Source organism: Chroococcidiopsis thermalis PCC 7203, assembly GCF_000317125.1.
Lineage (GTDB): Bacteria > Cyanobacteriota > Cyanobacteriia > Cyanobacteriales > Chroococcidiopsidaceae > Chroococcidiopsis > Chroococcidiopsis thermalis.
In genome coordinates this window covers 1,398,185-1,413,182 of sequence record NC_019695.1, presented here as the reverse complement: position 1 = coordinate 1,413,182, position 14,998 = coordinate 1,398,185, and the positions used below count along the sequence as shown (strand labels likewise).

Sequence of the window (14,998 nt, the reverse complement as noted above, 5' to 3'; positions counted from 1 at the left end):
AGCTTCCATGGCTAAGCCCAGTCAATCCTCATTTCGCCGTATCTTACTTGCAAGAATACTGCTGCTGACCGTACCAGTGTTGTTGATTGGGGAAGCGGTGACTTTCAGGAAAGCACGTTCTAGCTTGCTAGAAACCGCGCGCTGGAATTTAACTGAAAGTGCGGTGAACAAGGGAGAAAATATCAGCAACGCGATCGCGGCACTGAAATCAAACCTGCTGCTGGCAAGTCAAACCACCGTCATCCGAACAGGTTCGCCTGCACAGGCTCGGGAGTTTCTTCAACAGTTAGCGTCAACGCTGCCAAATACTCAGTGCTTGCAGGTGACTGAGATCGGCACGGGTAATTTGGTAGCCAGTACTTGTGGTAATACTCGAATTGCTTCTGCTAAAGCAGATCCCGCTTGGGAACAGCAGCAAAATCAAAAAATCTCGCCTTTGATTCGCGTTCAGCCACTAGTCGAAATTGACGCGCGGCGATCGCTACAGCTATCCGCCTCGCTAGATCCTCAACGCTCTCTAGGACAACTACAATTAGTTTTATCGGCTCCCGTGTACAACAGTAGCGGGCGATTGACCTACAGCCTCAACGTATTATCGGCACTGCACAAAAGAGAACGAGATCGACCAGGATTGCTGGCTGGCTCCACCGTCGTAATCGATCGCAACGGCACGATCTTAGCTCACCCAATGGCTAACCGCATTGGACGCAACGTCGCGCAAGAGCAAGATGCAGGACAGTTACAACATCTGCTCAAAAATGCGATCGCCGGACGCACGCGCCAAGATTTTATCCACTTGTCGTTCGACCGCAACGGTCCCGATTTGCTAGCGGGCTATAACGTCATTCCCAGTCCGATCGATCGAGCCAACGGATACTGGCTGATTTTAGCCGTTACCCGTCTGGATCATGCCTTGTACGGACTGCAAGAAATTAAAGTTATCCTTGTCGTACTGACCATTGGCTTGTTAGTAGCAACCTTAATCGCCGCGCTGCATATCATTCGCGATTTAGCAAGACCTTTAGAAAAACTACGGGACTACGCCCTCAACCTCCAAAGCCACCACGCTGCCGAGAGAGTCCCGCACAATTTCAAAGTCCGCGAGGTAGAACAGCTAGCAGAAGCCTTGGAAGAAATGTTAGGACGGCTAAATGCTTCGGCAGCAGAATTAGAAACCGCTTGGCAAGAAGCCCAGACTTCCAACCAGATGAAAAGTGAATTCTTAGCCAATACCTCCCACGAGTTACGCACCCCTCTCAATGCCATCATCGGATGTATTCGCCTCGTCCGCGACGGCTGCTGCGACGATCGCACCGAAGAACTAGAGTTTTTGGCACGGGCTGATGAGGCAGCTATTCACTTATTAGGTATTATTAATGACTTGCTCGATATTGCCAGAATTGAAGCTGGTAAACTCTCAGTCGTTACGGAAGCGCTCGATTTACGGCAAGTATTACGAGAAGCGATCGACCTGCAAAAGGTACAAATTCAGCAAAAAGGGCTGCAATTGATCGCTACAGAGTGGCAAGAACCGCTACTAGTTCATGCCGATGCTGCCAAACTTAAGCAAGTGCTGATCAATGTTATAGGTAATGCTGTCAAGTTCACCGATCGCGGCAGCATCAGTATCAAAATAGAAGTTACTGCCCAACCCGTACAAGATGGCAGTACTACATTTTGGGTCACTGTGGCTGTAGAGGATACGGGACTGGGAATCGATCCGGCTCAACAACACAAGCTCTTTCGTCCCTTCGCCATGGTAGATGGTACTACTACCCGCAAGCTAGGCGGGACTGGCTTAGGATTGGCAATTTCCCGCAATTTAATTGAATTAATGGGGGGTCGCATTGCCCTCAGTAGTCCTGGTATCGGTCTAGGGACTACTGTAGAAATCAGCTTACCGTTAGTCGATCCTTTGCCGTCTCCTCCCAGCTTGGAGACGCAGCTATCAGAGCGATCGCACTCCACCAGCGACAGCAATTTTGATTTAAACGAACAGAGAGCTTTACTAGAGGATGACTTGAGAGAGAGAATCATAGAAGAATCCAAAAGACTAGACTCCATTAGCTCCGTCAAAAGTATAAAAGTTGAGGAAAACATTAACGGTAGTGGCGTGACTTGTCTTTGACCGATAACTTTGTAGAGACGTTACATGTAACGTCTCTACAAAGTTATCGGTTATTAATTTGTGAATTCTGGTAAATTCTACTGTGCTATTTATACCAATTGAGATTTTGTTGGTAGAAGATGACTCTGGCGACGTGCAGTTAACTAAATTGGCTTTAGAAGAAAGCAAAATGTCTGTAAACTTGCACGTAGTTGAGGACGGTGTAGAAGCGTTAGCATTGTTGCGAAAAGAGGGAAAGTATGCTAACACAAAACATCCAGATATAATCTTGCTCGATCTCAATCTGCCTAAAAAGGATGGGCGAGAAGTGCTAGCAGAGATTAAAGCAGACCCCAACCTCAAGCGCATTCCTGTTATCGTACTGACAGCTTCTCAAGCTGAGACAGATATACTCAACGCCTACAATCTCAACGCCAATTGTTACATTATCAAACCAGTTGACTTTGACCGCTTTGTCAAAATCGTGCAATCGATTGAAAACTTTTGGTTCACCATCGTGAGGCTGCCGTAAACCCTGCACAGTCAACTATCAGTGGCTAGTGGTTAGTGGCTAGTGGAACCAGTGGCTAGTAATTGCGACTTACGACTTCTTCCTAGTATTCCAGCAAACTTCCGACTGCTGGACAAAATTGCTATCTTTGATAATAACCATAGATATTGTTAAGAATAATTAAGAGAGGTATTGTGGCTCTATACGCTGAATTGCACCGCCACTTGGGGGGTTCGGTCGTACCTCGCGTACTCTGGCGCTACTTCCAGCGTCACGCTGACGACAAAATCGAGCGGTTTGCTGACTATGCTGCGTTTGAAGATTTCTACACCCGTCCCCGCAATACGTTGGACGAGTATTTAGAATTGCACACTTTAGTTGAGAGCGTGCAAACAATTGAGACTTTGCCTTACTTTGTCTATCGCTTGATTCGTGGGGCGTATATTTTTGAAAATTTGGCGTACTTAGAAATTCGCTACACGCCATATTTACGCACGTCAGAGCATTTAACTCAATCCCAACGGATCGAACAGATGGCGGAGATTGTTGACGTGGTAGGCAAAGCAAGCCAACTTTCCGAATATCCGATTGTCACTAGCCAAATTTTGTGTATGCATTCGCGGCTACCCTATGAGGTAAATCGGGCAATTGTGGACTTGGCTGCCCAAAAACGAGAATATGTCTGTGCTGTGGATGTCGCTGGTGGCGATGGACATTATGCAGAACGCCTCGAAGAGTTCGTGCAATTGTATGCCTACGCGCGATCGCTTGGTTTAAATACCACGGGACACTTATATGAAACTCCCGCAGGTTGTTATCCCGAACTGTTGCCCTATCTGATGCGGATCGGTCACGGTATCCAAATTCCCCTGCTGCATCCCGAACTATTACCAGATTTAGCCAGCAGGCAGCAATGTTTAGAGGTTTGTCCCACAACTTATTTAAAGACGGGAACCCTACAGGACATGCGCCAGTTGAAGTTGGTATTCGATCGTTGTTTGGATGCTGGGGTAGATATTGCCATTTGCACGGATAACGCCGGATTGCACAACGTCCGGTTGCCATTTGAGTATGAAAATCTGCTGACGCTAGATATTATTGACTTTGACGAATTGCAAGCTTGTCAAGATGCAGCCTTCCGCCATGCCTTTGCTTGGCCCTATGGCGATCGCCCAGCGTCTTTACTCAATGGATTACTCAAGCCATCATTACCAACGGGGGTGCTAGCAATGCAAGATTAAGATTGGTAGATGGTAATTGGTAATTGGTAGTTGGTAGATGGTAGTTGATAAGTAGGTGGAGTTTTATGTCTAGCCACTAGTCACTACTCTCTACTTACTACTCACTACTCTCTAATATGAGCGCTAATAACCAAAATACTGGAATTTCAGGCATATTAGCAGCCAATATCGAATTGATCCAACTTGCTGATGGAATGCTTTTTGGTGAAGGACCAGTTTGGGACAAGCAGCATCAGCAACTTATTTTTAGCGATACTGGGGCAAACGAACATAAATCTTGGAGTAAAACTCAAGGATTGCACACTTACCGCAAACCCAGTTATCAGCCAAATGGCAATGTGCTTGATTCTGTGGGTAATCTTTATACTTGCGAACACGAAACGCGGGCAATAAGTATTACAGATCAAGACGATCGCCGGACAATTTTATGCGATCGCTTTCAAGGTCAGCGGTTCAATTCACCGAATGACTTGGAAATTAAATCGGATGGGACGATCTGGTTTACCGATCCACCTTATGGTTTGGGTGATGGAACTAAAGAGATAGATTTTAATGGCGTATTTCGCTACGTTCCAAAAACACAAGAATTAACTGTAGTTATTCAAGATTTGAGTATGCCGAATGGCATTGCTTTTTCTCCAGATGAAACCAAGCTATATGTAGGTAACTCAGCAGCAGGCGATCGCTATATTTGGGTATTTACTGTTAACTCAGATGGAACTCTTTCTAGTGGAGAAAAACTCTGTCAAATTGATAATAATGATTGGGGAGCTGATGGGGTTGACGTAGATACTAATGGCAATATTTATGTAGGTTGCGGCGATGGTGTCCACATTTTTTCTCCTACAGGTTTACTACTAGGTAAAATTTTGACCCCGAGCGCTATTTCTAATTTCGCCTTTGGTGGGGAAGACGGTAAGACTTTATTTATGACGAGCGAACACGCCTTGTACAGAATAGAATTATTAGTTGCAGGCGCAGTGCAGCGATGGTGAAATTTCTGATGAAAGTTTTTTTGGAAACTCCTAGACTAGTTCTCCGTCAATTTACGCCGGATGATGCTCAACATTTATTAGCTTTAGATAGTGACATTGAAGTTATCCGTTATGTAGATTTAGGGATGATTAAAGAAGGAAAACCTCTAGAGAAAAGTTCTGAAGACTATCAAAATAATGTTTTACCCAAATGGATGCAATATTATCAACAATATTCAGGTTATGGATTTTGGGCAACTATTGAAAAATCGAGTCAAGAATTCATCGGTTGGTTTCATTTACGACCGGCATTAGATAGTCAATTTAATGTTAGTTCAAATTTCTTCCATGCTGATGAAATCGAATTAGGTTATCGTTTGCGTCGAGTTTCTTGGGGTAAAGGATATGCCACTGAAGGTTCTCGCGCCCTCGTCACAAAAAGCTTTGCCGAATTAGGGACTCAGTGCATCGTATCTTCTGCATTGGCAGAAAATCGAGCTTCTAGTCGGGTGATGGAAAAAGCAGGGTTAAAGTTTGAATTAAAGTACGTTCACCCAGAAATCGAGCGCGAGGTGGTGAAGTATAGTTTGAGAAATCCTCATAAAAATTGGTAGGAATACACAAAATTGCTAGGGGCGCAAAATTAGGTAGGGGCACAAAATTAGGTAGGGGCGCACAGCTGTGCGCCCCTACTTTACGAAATCCTAATTTTCGCAGCGTGTAACGCCATTAAATTTAACCGTCACCTAAATTCTTAGGAATCTCTTTAGGAATTACCCAGTAATAAATGGTAGAACCACCAGGAGTCTGCAAGGTTTTTTCTGGCTTCCAATCGCCCATATCAAACGCATGAGACACGATACGAGTCCCAGGTTTGAGCTGTTTAAATAGCTGCGGTCTGAGCTTAACATTAAGTTCGGGCAACAAATAAAGCGTTACGACAGTTGCATCGCTGAAGTCGCTCTTAAACAGGTCTTGATTGAGAAACGTCACGCGGTCTGTTACGCCTGCTTTTTTAGCGTTTTCCTTTGCTTCTTTAATCCGTTCTGGGTTGATGTCTATCCCAACTGCCTTTTTCACTTGATATTTTTGTACAGCAGTAATTGGGATGCGTCCGTCGCCACTACCAAGGTCGTAGAGCGTATCATTTTTAGTCACCTTAGCAACTTTGAGCATTTCGTCTACCGTCTCTTGAGGTGTAGGTACGTAGACGACATCTGGTTCGCGTAGTGGTGCTTGCGTATCTTGGGCAATTGTTTGAGTTTGAGCGTTAGTTTGGGTAGTGAGACTGTAACCAGTTATTCCTAAGCCAACTATACCAATGCAGGCGATCGGTAGTAGGAACAAGCGTTGTCGGCGCATTATTTTCCTTTCCTGTAGCCGTTTCCGTATAACATAATGCCATGTTATAAGTCGTAAGTTGTAAGTCGTAAGTCGTAATTAAGGAAGCAGGGAGTAAGGAGAATTCGGAATTCGGAATTCGGAATTCGGAATTCACGCATTCAAAATGTATCACTCGCAAGAGCGCAAGAGCGCCTTTCACCAATTACCAATTACCAATTACCAACTACCAACTACCACCCATCAATTAAATAAGTACGCCAGGATTGAATTTTATCTTCATCGGTAGTTTGAGGAATTGCTAAACGCCAGGTTTTCCCCTCTTTCTGAAGTTGTAAATAGACCTCGAATGGATTATTTTCTTGCGTTATCCGTCGTTGAGAAATTTGTAAGGTGCGATCGTAAGTTCCGATAATTCGATATGCTGGTAAGTTTCCAATTTTGAGTTGTTGCTGTTCTTGTATTCGCAGGCGATCAATTTCTAGTTTAAGTGGTGTAGATAGGTGGAGTTTCTGACTGATTTGTTGTTGTATTTGAGATAATTGAACTGCTAAAGCTTTTTGCACCAGTCGCTCGTTTGGGATTACGATTGGAGTGCTACTACATGCTGTCAGAAATATTAGCAAGATTCCAATTAAAACGAGCGGTAATTTTCGGTACATAGAACTTGCATTCGTGGGCGACAAGAGACAGCAACTCAAATGAACTCTAGATATATGAAACTTTCTAGAGTTAGTATAAACTGTGAATGACTCTATCGAGCAGTCAATTATGCAAAAAAGATCTCTTGGTTTAGACGATCGCCTCTACGATTACTTTCTATCTGTCTCTCTACGGGAACCAGAAATTTTATCTCAGTTGCGTCAAGAAACAGCTAATCATCCCGCAGCAATGATGCAAATTGCTCCCGAACAAGGTCAATTTATGGCTTTACTAGTTCAATTGTTAGGAGCAACAAAAACTTTAGAAATAGGGGTATTTACGGGTTATAGTTCTTTATCTGTGGCTCTAGCGCTGCCTGCTCATGGTAAGATATTTGCTTGCGATGTGAGTAAAGAATACACAAATATAGCGCGGCGTTATTGGCAGCAGGCTGGAGTCGCTAACAAAATAGATTTGCACTTAGCGCCAGCAATAGAAACACTAGATCGATTATTGGCATCGGGACAATCAGAATCTTTTGATTTTGCTTTTATCGATGCAGATAAAGAAAATTATGACTGCTATTACCAGCGATCGCTTCAATTAGTTCGTCCTGGTGGATTAATTGCAATTGATAATGTTCTCTGGGGTGGAGATGTGGCTAATTTTCAAGTTCAAAATCGAAGTACTCAAGCAATTCGAGCGCTCAATGAGAAATTATATCATGATGAAAGAATAGCCTTAAGTTTAGTACCAATTTCTGATGGATTGACTTTAGCATTAAAGCGATAGATTCAGAAAGTAGATTCAGCCTTTCTAAATTTACTTCTAGGTGCAATTCTCAGTAAAAAATTGTCTACTTCTGCTAAAAAATCTCCGGCTGAATCACTCTTTACATTCCCCTGAGCGTCATCTTGTTCTGCTGCTATGGCTTCCTGCAACAGTTGCTCATGCTGTTGTTGTAAAAGTCTTTTGTGTAGAATTTCTAGCAACACTGCTTGCTCGTCGATTGATAAAGCTTCTACCGTTTCGATCGCCTGCTGAAACTTAGGGGTGTTAAGTACCATAGATACAGATAAGTTACCAACTTCGTTAGGTCTATTCTTAAGTGTAATCTACAAGATGCTGTTGTAGTACGGAAATCACCCAATGATTTTAGTTGAGGCAATTCCTCATGCAGTCGGGCTTTATCATTCTTCAAAAGTTAAATTTAAGCTTTTTTATTTCTGCTTCTTTGGTAAGAAGGTAAAAATTGATAACCCTCTTTAAAAAAGCATAAAGAGGGGGTTATGAAATCTATTTTTCGTGCGGTCGCGCTTTTATTGTCCTCTCATTCTGGCTTTATATTCTGCATAATAGTTGCTGAATTTCCAGAATTCGACAATTAGATGCCGCACGGAACGATAGCTTTTTTTAGCAAAGTTGTAGGCTTGCTGTCTGTGACTAACAGGTGCGCGATCGGTGTGTTGATAAGAAGTATCTCTCATATTCGTCTCCTAAATTAATTACAGTTTTTGACAAAATTAGCGGTAATATCTTTGCTCGATCCAAGAACGCATTTCTGCTTCAGAGCCAAAGCTTGTTGACTCATTTGTATTTGGATCGAATGCTTGCCACCATGTATTGCCTTGGCGATCGCGGCGTTGCTTTACTTGTAGTTCGTTGCTTTGAAATAACCAAGCAAATAAGTGCTGAAAAAATTTGGAAACCTTGGCATAGTCGTTTGGCTTTGCCACAACAAATTTAGTGTGAGATTTACGGTCAGTTGTTTCATTTCCACGGGAAATTAAGTAATCGCAATTAGCTTTCATAGTTCGAGGTAATTGAAAGTAAAAATAAGTCTTTGTTTTGCGGCACAAATCTAATCTAACAACTACTAATTCTGATGACAAAGCAATCTATGCATAGTTGTATGAATAAAATCGATAGCTCGAAAATAAGGTAAGTTATGAATGGGTGGCATTGAGCCAAATTCATTCATCATTTATCGTTGAAGCCATGCTAGAGCTTAGCAATAGTCAGATCAAACTCTCCCAACTGCGAGCATTATTGGCAGTAGCCGAATACGGTAATTTTAGTGAAGCGGCTTTACGCTTGGATTTGTCTCAATCAGCAGTCAGCCACGCGATCGCATCATTAGAAGATGAATTAGGCATCTTATTATTCTCTCGCGGTCGGCAAGGCGCATCTCCCACACCTGTAGGAGAACAGGTCATCGGTTATGCTGAAAAAATCTTGCAGCTATTGGAAGAGATGGTTGCAGCAGCCAAATCAGAAAAAAGCTTGCAGAGTGGCACTGTCAGAGTTGCTTGTATACGGAGTGCAGCTACCCATATCTTACCGTCTGCGATCGCCCAATTTCGCCGTCGTAGTCCAGGAATTGCGATCGACATCTTAGAACATTTCGACCACTTGGACGTAGAAAAAGCTTTGCGGGAAGGTCAAGCTGATGTAGGCTTTACCCACCTCCCTACCAGTGCGGAATTTGAGACTTGGGAAATTTTGCGGGATGAATATGTCGCTCTACTACCACCATCTGCTAATTTGCGGCAGAATCAGTGTACTTGGGAAGAATTATTTGCTTATCCTTTAATCGTTCCTAGTACCAATAATGCGTGTTTTACCACGCTTCGCAACCACCTGCTAAGCGCAAGTATTCGGATCGATCATCAGGTTGCTTACCAAGTTAACGAAGACTCTACTGTTGTCAGCATGGTATTACAAGGTTTAGGCGCAACAATTATGCCACGGCTAGCAGCAGAACCAATCCCATCAGCCGTACATGCGTGTAGTTTGCCAGTACCATTAGAAAGAATCATTGGAGTAGCTGTGCTAGCAAATACGCTGCTAACTCCGGCGGTATTTACTTTTTTAGACGTGTTGCGGGGTGTTAAATCACCTGCGGTTAAATTTGCATCGTGAGGTCAGTTATCAGTGTAGAGACGTTACATGTAACGTCTGTACAAAGTTATCAGTTATCAGTCAACCGTCAACTACCAATGACCAATGACCAATGACTAATGACCAATAACACTAAAAACTTGTTGCTCTAACTTGTCGCACGACTGGCGTACAAGTCTCAGTCCTTCATCTAGAGAAATTTCACCTGTGGAGGTTTGGAATTCTTGTAACAGTTCCGCTTCTGTAGTTTGATATTCACCGAGATCGGAACGAAATTTAGTTAATAAATTGATATTTTCACCGTCTTGAGTGGCAAATTCAAATATGGAGTCGAGATAATCCTTAACTTCTCGATTTTTCACTCCTTCGGTTACGGCTGTATAGAGTAGATCGTTATCTAAATATTCAAATTCTGGTACGTCTAACCGATCGCCCTTTAATTGAAAAGTCTTAACGCCTGCTTTTGGTCTGACGGTTAAATTCTCGCGTCTGACTCTGGCGGCGGCGTTACTTACTAAAGTTGCGATCGCTAATACGCGATCGGGATAGTTACTATCTGTACCGCGCAATTCGATCGTCCCGATTTTATTGAGTCGGACGCGATTCCATGCCGTTTTTAACATGCTACCTCCCGCCTCATAAAACAGATGGCGTTCTACTCCAGCACGATCCATCGCTTCCAACCAAGCATGATAGCGCCCAAACTGCAACTCTACTAATTCTTCTACGCTATGGACGTAAGGCTGAAGTCCTCCCACGGCTTGCAGATTGGTGTAAACTCCCTCCCAGCCAAAAATATTTCGTCCGCGATAATGTACGGTATGCGCTGAAACATTCATTCCCCGTCCTTCGTAAAACGGACAAGCGCGGGAAAGCGCGATCAGTGCAGCGTCTAAAGCTGTCGCTAGATTGAAGAGATTCAAGATTTCTGCTTTGGCTGCTAAAGTAGCGTCGTAAGATACTCCTATACGCGGATCGATCGCCCCTGGTTCAACTTCCAAATGTAGGTGCGTACCCGTACACCTGCCTGCGTGCAAGAAGCGATCGTAACCTACGGTACGCAGTTGAACGTGATACCATAACTTATTACGAATTATCGGCATGACGTGCAAGGGATAAGTAGACAAGGGATAGAGTCTCAAATCCAATTCTTGTCCCGCCTGGATTGCTATTTGCAGGTTACTAAAATACTCTTGAGTGAGTTCAGTAACTGAATTGACCGGGTTTGTATTAATTTCAACAATATGCTTAACCCATTCAGGTGCAAAACAATCTGGATTGCTGCCTTTTTCAGTTGCGATCGCCTGACAGCGCGATAAAAATTCATCGGCACGATGAGAAATTGCCCCAGTGCGATCGACGAGGAAAAACTCTTGTTCAAATCCAAGCCGCCGCTTTGCTTCTGTCATGGCTAAAATCTCTACAATTTAGTTTTTTACCTCTATTGCAATGATTTCACGCTCGTCGATAATTTAAAGTATCTCAAAGATAGACTTTGACTTTTGAGCTAAAATATCTCTCTTAAGGCGTAAATTTAATGCTCTCGATGATGTTAAGCCCAATATTCCGGTTGGCAAAGCTCGATTGCTAGTGCGATTAAATTAGCAAAATCAATTTTGCTAACTAACATCCAAAAACGTAATTGTTCTCGCTGTCTTTGGCTACTTTTATGAAGATACCTTCCTCGTCATTTCAAATAAATGTTGGGCATTTTGTCCTAAGAATGCATCGAATAATACTTTCTTTCCCGCTGCTTCTACTGGGTAGCGTTCGGCAATTTCATAATAAGCATAAGTCCAAGGAATTTGCATTAATTCTCCAGTCACATCATCTATGACTGTTACTATCTCTTTCACTGCATGAGTAGCAGTCTGACGCAAACCAACTTCTAAGCTACCTTCAATTTGGGCTTTCATCGGTACTCCCAAAGTAGCTAAGCCGTTAGCTGTAGTCTCTATATCTGGATATTGTAGAGTGTGCTGACGGTTGACATAGCCAGTGAAATGATTGACTGCATATCCATGTAATAATACCCAAGCTCCATATTGGGTAACTCGATTAACTTCTTCTACCACAGATTGTTTGGGAGGCGACCAAGGGCGGGTGAATACGCCTTGGAGCCGATCTACGATTAGATCTATATCGGTTGGATTAGTTGCATTAGAGGGCATTGCCCACCCTAGAGAGGCATCGCTAACAGTTTGATAGATGAGAGATGCGATCGCCTCTGGTAATTCTTCTACAATCAATTCACTAATAAATAGTTTGGGTAAGTCATACTGTTCCTGTTCTGGATGTTGATAGTGGCGAGCGTATAATTTCTGTGCTGGAAAAATATATTCTCCCGCTGCTGTGTAACCCAACGCCTCAGCAACACTAGCTAAATACTCAATGCCTAAATTCTGTTTTCCTTCGGGCGTATCAATATTTAACCGCAGCGAACGAAAAGCAATATGGTCGTTGGCAACCGTACCACCTGCTTGTAAAATCATTTGTTCGTAAACTTGAGCGTAGCTGACTCTAGCACGGTATTGTTGCCAGAGCCGATCCCAAAGATGAAGCGCAATTTCAGCTTTCATAACATCATGAAGGAAGAAGGGGATGAAGAGGTGGGCATTGTTCACCCTGCTGACTGATAACTTTGTACAGACGTTACATGTAACGTCTCTACACTGACAACTGTTTCCTCACAAGTTCCTCAAATTCTATTTCTATATTAAATATCAAGTCATCTGAGTCATCTGTGAATGACGGTAGTGTGACTGGTAGATGCTACGCCTTTGCGCTGATATAGTTCCGCACGTTCTATGGTGGTGAGTGCGGAACTTTTTTATAATTAATCATTCACTTGTCATTTGTCATTTGTTATGGTGATAGTAAGAGCCAAATTTTGAACGCCAGTTGCTTTAAGTCGGCAGAGCCGCCCAACGCACTGGCTCCTTTTGGCTTTTGACTTTTAACTTTGTACATATTTGTTCAACTAACTTCATTCGGTTGAAACAAACTCACAAGATTCTCAACTTTTCTACTTAGTGTAAAAGTAGACATATTCCGGGGAGAGTCTGATATGGAAAGCTTCGATTTTGTCATTATGGGAGCTGGACTAGGAGGACTGTCAGCTGCCGCTTGTTTGACTCGACAAGGATATCGAGTTGTGGTTTTGGAGCAGCATTACTTAGCGGGAGGATGCTGTCATACATTTGATTATGGGGAATATAGATTTTGTGCAGACGTTCACTATATTTCCCAGTGTGGCTCGGGTCAGGCGATCGCGCAATTTCTTAATTACATTGAGCGGGATGTCCCCTTTGTTTCCCTCAATCCCGATTGCATCGATCGCGTTATTGCTCCAGAAATTGATTTTAAAATTCCTTTAGGTTGGGAAAACCTACGTCAGCGTTTGCTCTCAACTTTTCCAGAGCAAGCCACACCAATTAATCGCTATTGTGACGAAATCAAGCAAATACACCAAGAGATTCGCAGCTTAGTTCAAGAAGTCCGTTGGTACAATCGCCATCTATCAGATTGGTTGAAGTTACCCAAGTATTGGAATTTATTTGTAAGGCGAAATTGGACGCTACAAGATCTCTACAATCGTGTCGGTTTGTCACCCAAACTACAAACGATATTAGCAGGACAAAGCGGAGACTATGCTTTGCCACCCGAGGAAATTGCGCTTTTTACTCATACTTCTTTAGTATGGGATTACTCGGAAGGAGCCTATTACCCTCAGCACCACTTCAAACACTTGGTTGATGAGATTGTTGCAGCCATTACCTCTGGTGGTAGCGTCGTGCAATTTTCAACTCCCGTAGAATATATCGAAGTTGAAGACCGTCAAGTACAAAAAGTCATTGCTGGAGGTAGAACTTATCAGGCTACTCGTGCTTATATCAGCGACTTAGACCCCAAGTTAACATTACATTTAATGCGGGAAACTGTCGAAGAATTAAGTAATCGGGAGCGTCAACGCCTGACTGGTTACGAATATTCTGCTAGTGCTTTTAATATTTATTTAGGTTTAGATAGCCGCTTTGAGCCAGAAAAATATGGGATTGGCAATTGGAATATTTGGTATTATCCCAATGGCGATTTAAATCAAGCCTATCGCCAACAATTGCTGGGTGACTTACACCATCCTTGGATTTTTCTCTCTTGTCCTACGATGAAATCTCCAGCAGGTGGTATGGCTCCGCCAGGACATCACGTATTAGAAATTGCTACCGTGTGTCCCTACGAACCATTTAAACAGTTGCACTCAACAGATCTTAAAGCTTACAAGACGAAAAAACGGCAATTTTATCAAGATATGATGACAAGCGTGCGAGATTTGATTCCTGACGTGAATGCTTATACTCGTATGAAGATTTCTGGAACTCCCACCACTAGCGAATATTATCTCGGACAACCACAAGGAAACATTTACGGTGCGAAGTTAATCCCCAAGCAAGTCGGTTTGAATCGTTTAGGATATACAACTGAATTGCCAAATCTTTTCTTCGTTGGTGCTAGTGCTGGATATCCCAGTGTCCCAGGAGTCATTGGTAACGGTATGGATGCGGTTGAATTGATTACAGGTCAATCGGTCTGGAATCGAGCTAACACTTCTGAGCTGTTGATTAAAAGATAGTTTATCTCTCCTGGGTTGTTAGCTGTTAGGAGGGAGAATGGACGCAGTGACCGATTGTCAATGTACAGACGTTACATGTAACGTCTGTACTATTAGGAATCATCAGATACTAGTTACCAAGGTTTTTAATTGCGATCGCTAGTCGTTGTCGAACTGGTCACTGTCCTAACCTCTAACCCCTAAACCCGATATATGAGCATCAGTAAGCAAGGAAAAATAATTGCTCTTTGGATAGTATTTCTATTCGGAACAGTTTTTCACACGCAGTTAGCTTTAATGCCGCTGCTTTATGGTGAAAATGTAATGATGCCTGATACTCAGGGAAAAATGCCGGCATTCGAGTCATGGTTAATGTTAGGCATGTTTGTCTTACCAGCGATCGCAATTGTAGTGACTGCATTTAATAATTCGAGACGATATAGACTCATACATTTTTGCCTGACAGTTCTGTTCACTGTCATAAATTTTATTCACATCGTCTTCGATCTATCGGTACAACCGATCGTTTGGCATCAAATTGTTTCGATTGTCTTGTTATTTGTGAATGGGTTATTGTTAAATATTGTCTCTTTACAATGGTTGCGAGAGCGAGATAAAAGTCCTAAACTTCGCAAGAAAGTGACTGTTAAAGCAGTCAAAAATTCCTAGTTG

Annotated in this window: 16 protein-coding genes; 9 read left to right on the top strand and 7 right to left on the bottom strand. The window is 42.9% G+C overall.

Annotated elements, in window-relative coordinates:
* Window positions 1–7 precede the first annotated feature (7 nt).
* The 5 genes from CHRO_RS06265 (at window position 8) to CHRO_RS06245 (ending at window position 5,447) form a co-directional block, all read left to right on the top strand.
* Window positions 8–2,128 carry a sensor histidine kinase gene (locus CHRO_RS06265; RefSeq protein ID WP_015153346.1) on the top strand — a complete coding sequence of 707 codons (2,121 nt, stop codon included), beginning with the start codon at window positions 8–10 and terminating at the stop codon, window positions 2,126–2,128.
* A gap of 82 nt (window positions 2,129–2,210) precedes the next feature.
* A complete protein-coding gene (locus CHRO_RS06260; RefSeq protein WP_015153345.1) occupies window positions 2,211–2,639 on the top strand; it encodes a response regulator in 429 nt (142 codons plus the stop codon).
* A 173-nt stretch (window positions 2,640–2,812) separates the two neighbouring features.
* On the top strand, window positions 2,813–3,859 hold the full coding sequence (locus tag CHRO_RS06255; RefSeq protein WP_015153344.1) for an adenosine deaminase: 1,047 nt from the start codon (window positions 2,813–2,815) through the stop codon (window positions 3,857–3,859).
* 116 nt (window positions 3,860–3,975) lie between these two features.
* Window positions 3,976–4,854 carry an SMP-30/gluconolactonase/LRE family protein gene (locus tag CHRO_RS06250; RefSeq protein ID WP_015153343.1) on the top strand — a complete coding sequence of 293 codons (879 nt, stop codon included), beginning with the start codon at window positions 3,976–3,978 and terminating at the stop codon, window positions 4,852–4,854.
* 8 nt (window positions 4,855–4,862) lie between these two features.
* Window positions 4,863–5,447, top strand: coding sequence for a GNAT family N-acetyltransferase (locus CHRO_RS06245; protein ID WP_041462872.1), 585 nt, complete (start codon window positions 4,863–4,865; stop codon window positions 5,445–5,447).
* Between the two features lie 121 nt (window positions 5,448–5,568).
* On the opposite strand, the gene CHRO_RS06240 is transcribed toward CHRO_RS06245, so the two are convergent.
* Window positions 5,569–6,195, bottom strand: coding sequence for an SAM-dependent methyltransferase (locus CHRO_RS06240; RefSeq protein WP_015153341.1), 627 nt, complete (start codon window positions 6,193–6,195; stop codon window positions 5,569–5,571).
* A 212-nt stretch (window positions 6,196–6,407) separates the two neighbouring features.
* Window positions 6,408–6,836 (bottom strand): hypothetical protein, encoded by a 429-nt coding sequence (locus tag CHRO_RS06235; protein ID WP_015153340.1) that lies wholly within the window; start codon window positions 6,834–6,836, stop codon window positions 6,408–6,410.
* A 109-nt stretch (window positions 6,837–6,945) separates the two neighbouring features.
* Here CHRO_RS06235 and CHRO_RS06230 point away from each other — a divergent pair, with 109 nt between their 5' ends.
* Window positions 6,946–7,608, top strand: coding sequence for a class I SAM-dependent methyltransferase (locus CHRO_RS06230; protein ID WP_015153339.1), 663 nt, complete (start codon window positions 6,946–6,948; stop codon window positions 7,606–7,608).
* Between the two features lie 2 nt (window positions 7,609–7,610).
* On the opposite strand, the gene CHRO_RS06225 is transcribed toward CHRO_RS06230, so the two are convergent.
* From CHRO_RS06225 to CHRO_RS06220, 3 genes are all read right to left on the bottom strand, one after another.
* Window positions 7,611–7,883 (bottom strand): hypothetical protein, encoded by a 273-nt coding sequence (locus tag CHRO_RS06225; protein WP_015153338.1) that lies wholly within the window; start codon window positions 7,881–7,883, stop codon window positions 7,611–7,613.
* 252 nt (window positions 7,884–8,135) lie between these two features.
* On the bottom strand, window positions 8,136–8,303 hold the full coding sequence (locus CHRO_RS31700; RefSeq protein ID WP_015153337.1) for a hypothetical protein: 168 nt from the start codon (window positions 8,301–8,303) through the stop codon (window positions 8,136–8,138).
* 36 nt (window positions 8,304–8,339) lie between these two features.
* The gene (locus CHRO_RS06220) at window positions 8,340–8,627 is read right to left on the bottom strand and encodes a hypothetical protein (protein ID WP_015153336.1); all 288 of its coding nucleotides are present in this window, start codon (window positions 8,625–8,627) and stop codon (window positions 8,340–8,342) included.
* A gap of 187 nt (window positions 8,628–8,814) precedes the next feature.
* On the opposite strand from CHRO_RS06220, the gene CHRO_RS06215 reads away from it, so the two are divergent.
* Window positions 8,815–9,738 (top strand): LysR family transcriptional regulator, encoded by a 924-nt coding sequence (locus CHRO_RS06215; protein WP_015153335.1) that lies wholly within the window; start codon window positions 8,815–8,817, stop codon window positions 9,736–9,738.
* Between the two features lie 95 nt (window positions 9,739–9,833).
* On the opposite strand, the gene CHRO_RS06210 is transcribed toward CHRO_RS06215, so the two are convergent.
* Both CHRO_RS06210 and CHRO_RS06205 read right to left on the bottom strand, forming a co-directional pair.
* On the bottom strand, window positions 9,834–11,126 hold the full coding sequence (locus CHRO_RS06210; protein ID WP_015153334.1) for a glutamate-cysteine ligase family protein: 1,293 nt from the start codon (window positions 11,124–11,126) through the stop codon (window positions 9,834–9,836).
* 258 nt (window positions 11,127–11,384) lie between these two features.
* Window positions 11,385–12,296, bottom strand: coding sequence for a DUF1338 domain-containing protein (locus tag CHRO_RS06205; RefSeq protein WP_015153333.1), 912 nt, complete (start codon window positions 12,294–12,296; stop codon window positions 11,385–11,387).
* Window positions 12,297–12,784: 488 nt separating this feature from the next.
* Here CHRO_RS06205 and CHRO_RS06200 point away from each other — a divergent pair, with 488 nt between their 5' ends.
* Together CHRO_RS06200 and CHRO_RS06195 are read left to right on the top strand one after the other, a co-directional pair.
* Complete coding sequence (locus CHRO_RS06200) at window positions 12,785–14,347, top strand: phytoene desaturase family protein (protein WP_015153332.1); 1,563 nt, start codon at window positions 12,785–12,787, stop codon at window positions 14,345–14,347.
* Window positions 14,348–14,539: 192 nt separating this feature from the next.
* On the top strand, window positions 14,540–14,995 hold the full coding sequence (locus CHRO_RS06195) for a hypothetical protein (RefSeq protein ID WP_015153331.1): 456 nt from the start codon (window positions 14,540–14,542) through the stop codon (window positions 14,993–14,995).
* The last annotated feature ends 3 nt before the right edge of the window (window positions 14,996–14,998 follow it).

What these genes read in the sequence shown, in the direction of transcription:
- CHRO_RS06200 (WP_015153332.1), top strand. Translation starts at nt 12,785, where the DNA reads ATGGAAAGCTTCGATTTTGTCATTATGGGAGCTGGACTAGGAGGACTG.
- CHRO_RS06215 (WP_015153335.1), top strand. Translation starts at nt 8,815, where the DNA reads ATGCTAGAGCTTAGCAATAGTCAGATCAAACTCTCCCAACTGCGAGCA.
- CHRO_RS06225 (WP_015153338.1), bottom strand. Translation starts at nt 7,883, where the DNA reads ATGGTACTTAACACCCCTAAGTTTCAGCAGGCGATCGAAACGGTAGAA.
- CHRO_RS06210 (WP_015153334.1), bottom strand. Translation starts at nt 11,126, where the DNA reads ATGACAGAAGCAAAGCGGCGGCTTGGATTTGAACAAGAGTTTTTCCTC.
- CHRO_RS06205 (WP_015153333.1), bottom strand. Translation starts at nt 12,296, where the DNA reads ATGAAAGCTGAAATTGCGCTTCATCTTTGGGATCGGCTCTGGCAACAA.
- CHRO_RS06220 (WP_015153336.1), bottom strand. Translation starts at nt 8,627, where the DNA reads ATGAAAGCTAATTGCGATTACTTAATTTCCCGTGGAAATGAAACAACT.
- CHRO_RS06265 (WP_015153346.1), top strand. Translation starts at nt 8, where the DNA reads ATGGCTAAGCCCAGTCAATCCTCATTTCGCCGTATCTTACTTGCAAGA.
- CHRO_RS06240 (WP_015153341.1), bottom strand. Translation starts at nt 6,195, where the DNA reads ATGCGCCGACAACGCTTGTTCCTACTACCGATCGCCTGCATTGGTATA.
- CHRO_RS31700 (WP_015153337.1), bottom strand. Translation starts at nt 8,303, where the DNA reads ATGAGAGATACTTCTTATCAACACACCGATCGCGCACCTGTTAGTCAC.
- CHRO_RS06195 (WP_015153331.1), top strand. Translation starts at nt 14,540, where the DNA reads ATGAGCATCAGTAAGCAAGGAAAAATAATTGCTCTTTGGATAGTATTT.
- CHRO_RS06235 (WP_015153340.1), bottom strand. Translation starts at nt 6,836, where the DNA reads ATGTACCGAAAATTACCGCTCGTTTTAATTGGAATCTTGCTAATATTT.
- CHRO_RS06230 (WP_015153339.1), top strand. Translation starts at nt 6,946, where the DNA reads ATGCAAAAAAGATCTCTTGGTTTAGACGATCGCCTCTACGATTACTTT.
- CHRO_RS06250 (WP_015153343.1), top strand. Translation starts at nt 3,976, where the DNA reads ATGAGCGCTAATAACCAAAATACTGGAATTTCAGGCATATTAGCAGCC.
- CHRO_RS06245 (WP_041462872.1), top strand. Translation starts at nt 4,863, where the DNA reads ATGAAAGTTTTTTTGGAAACTCCTAGACTAGTTCTCCGTCAATTTACG.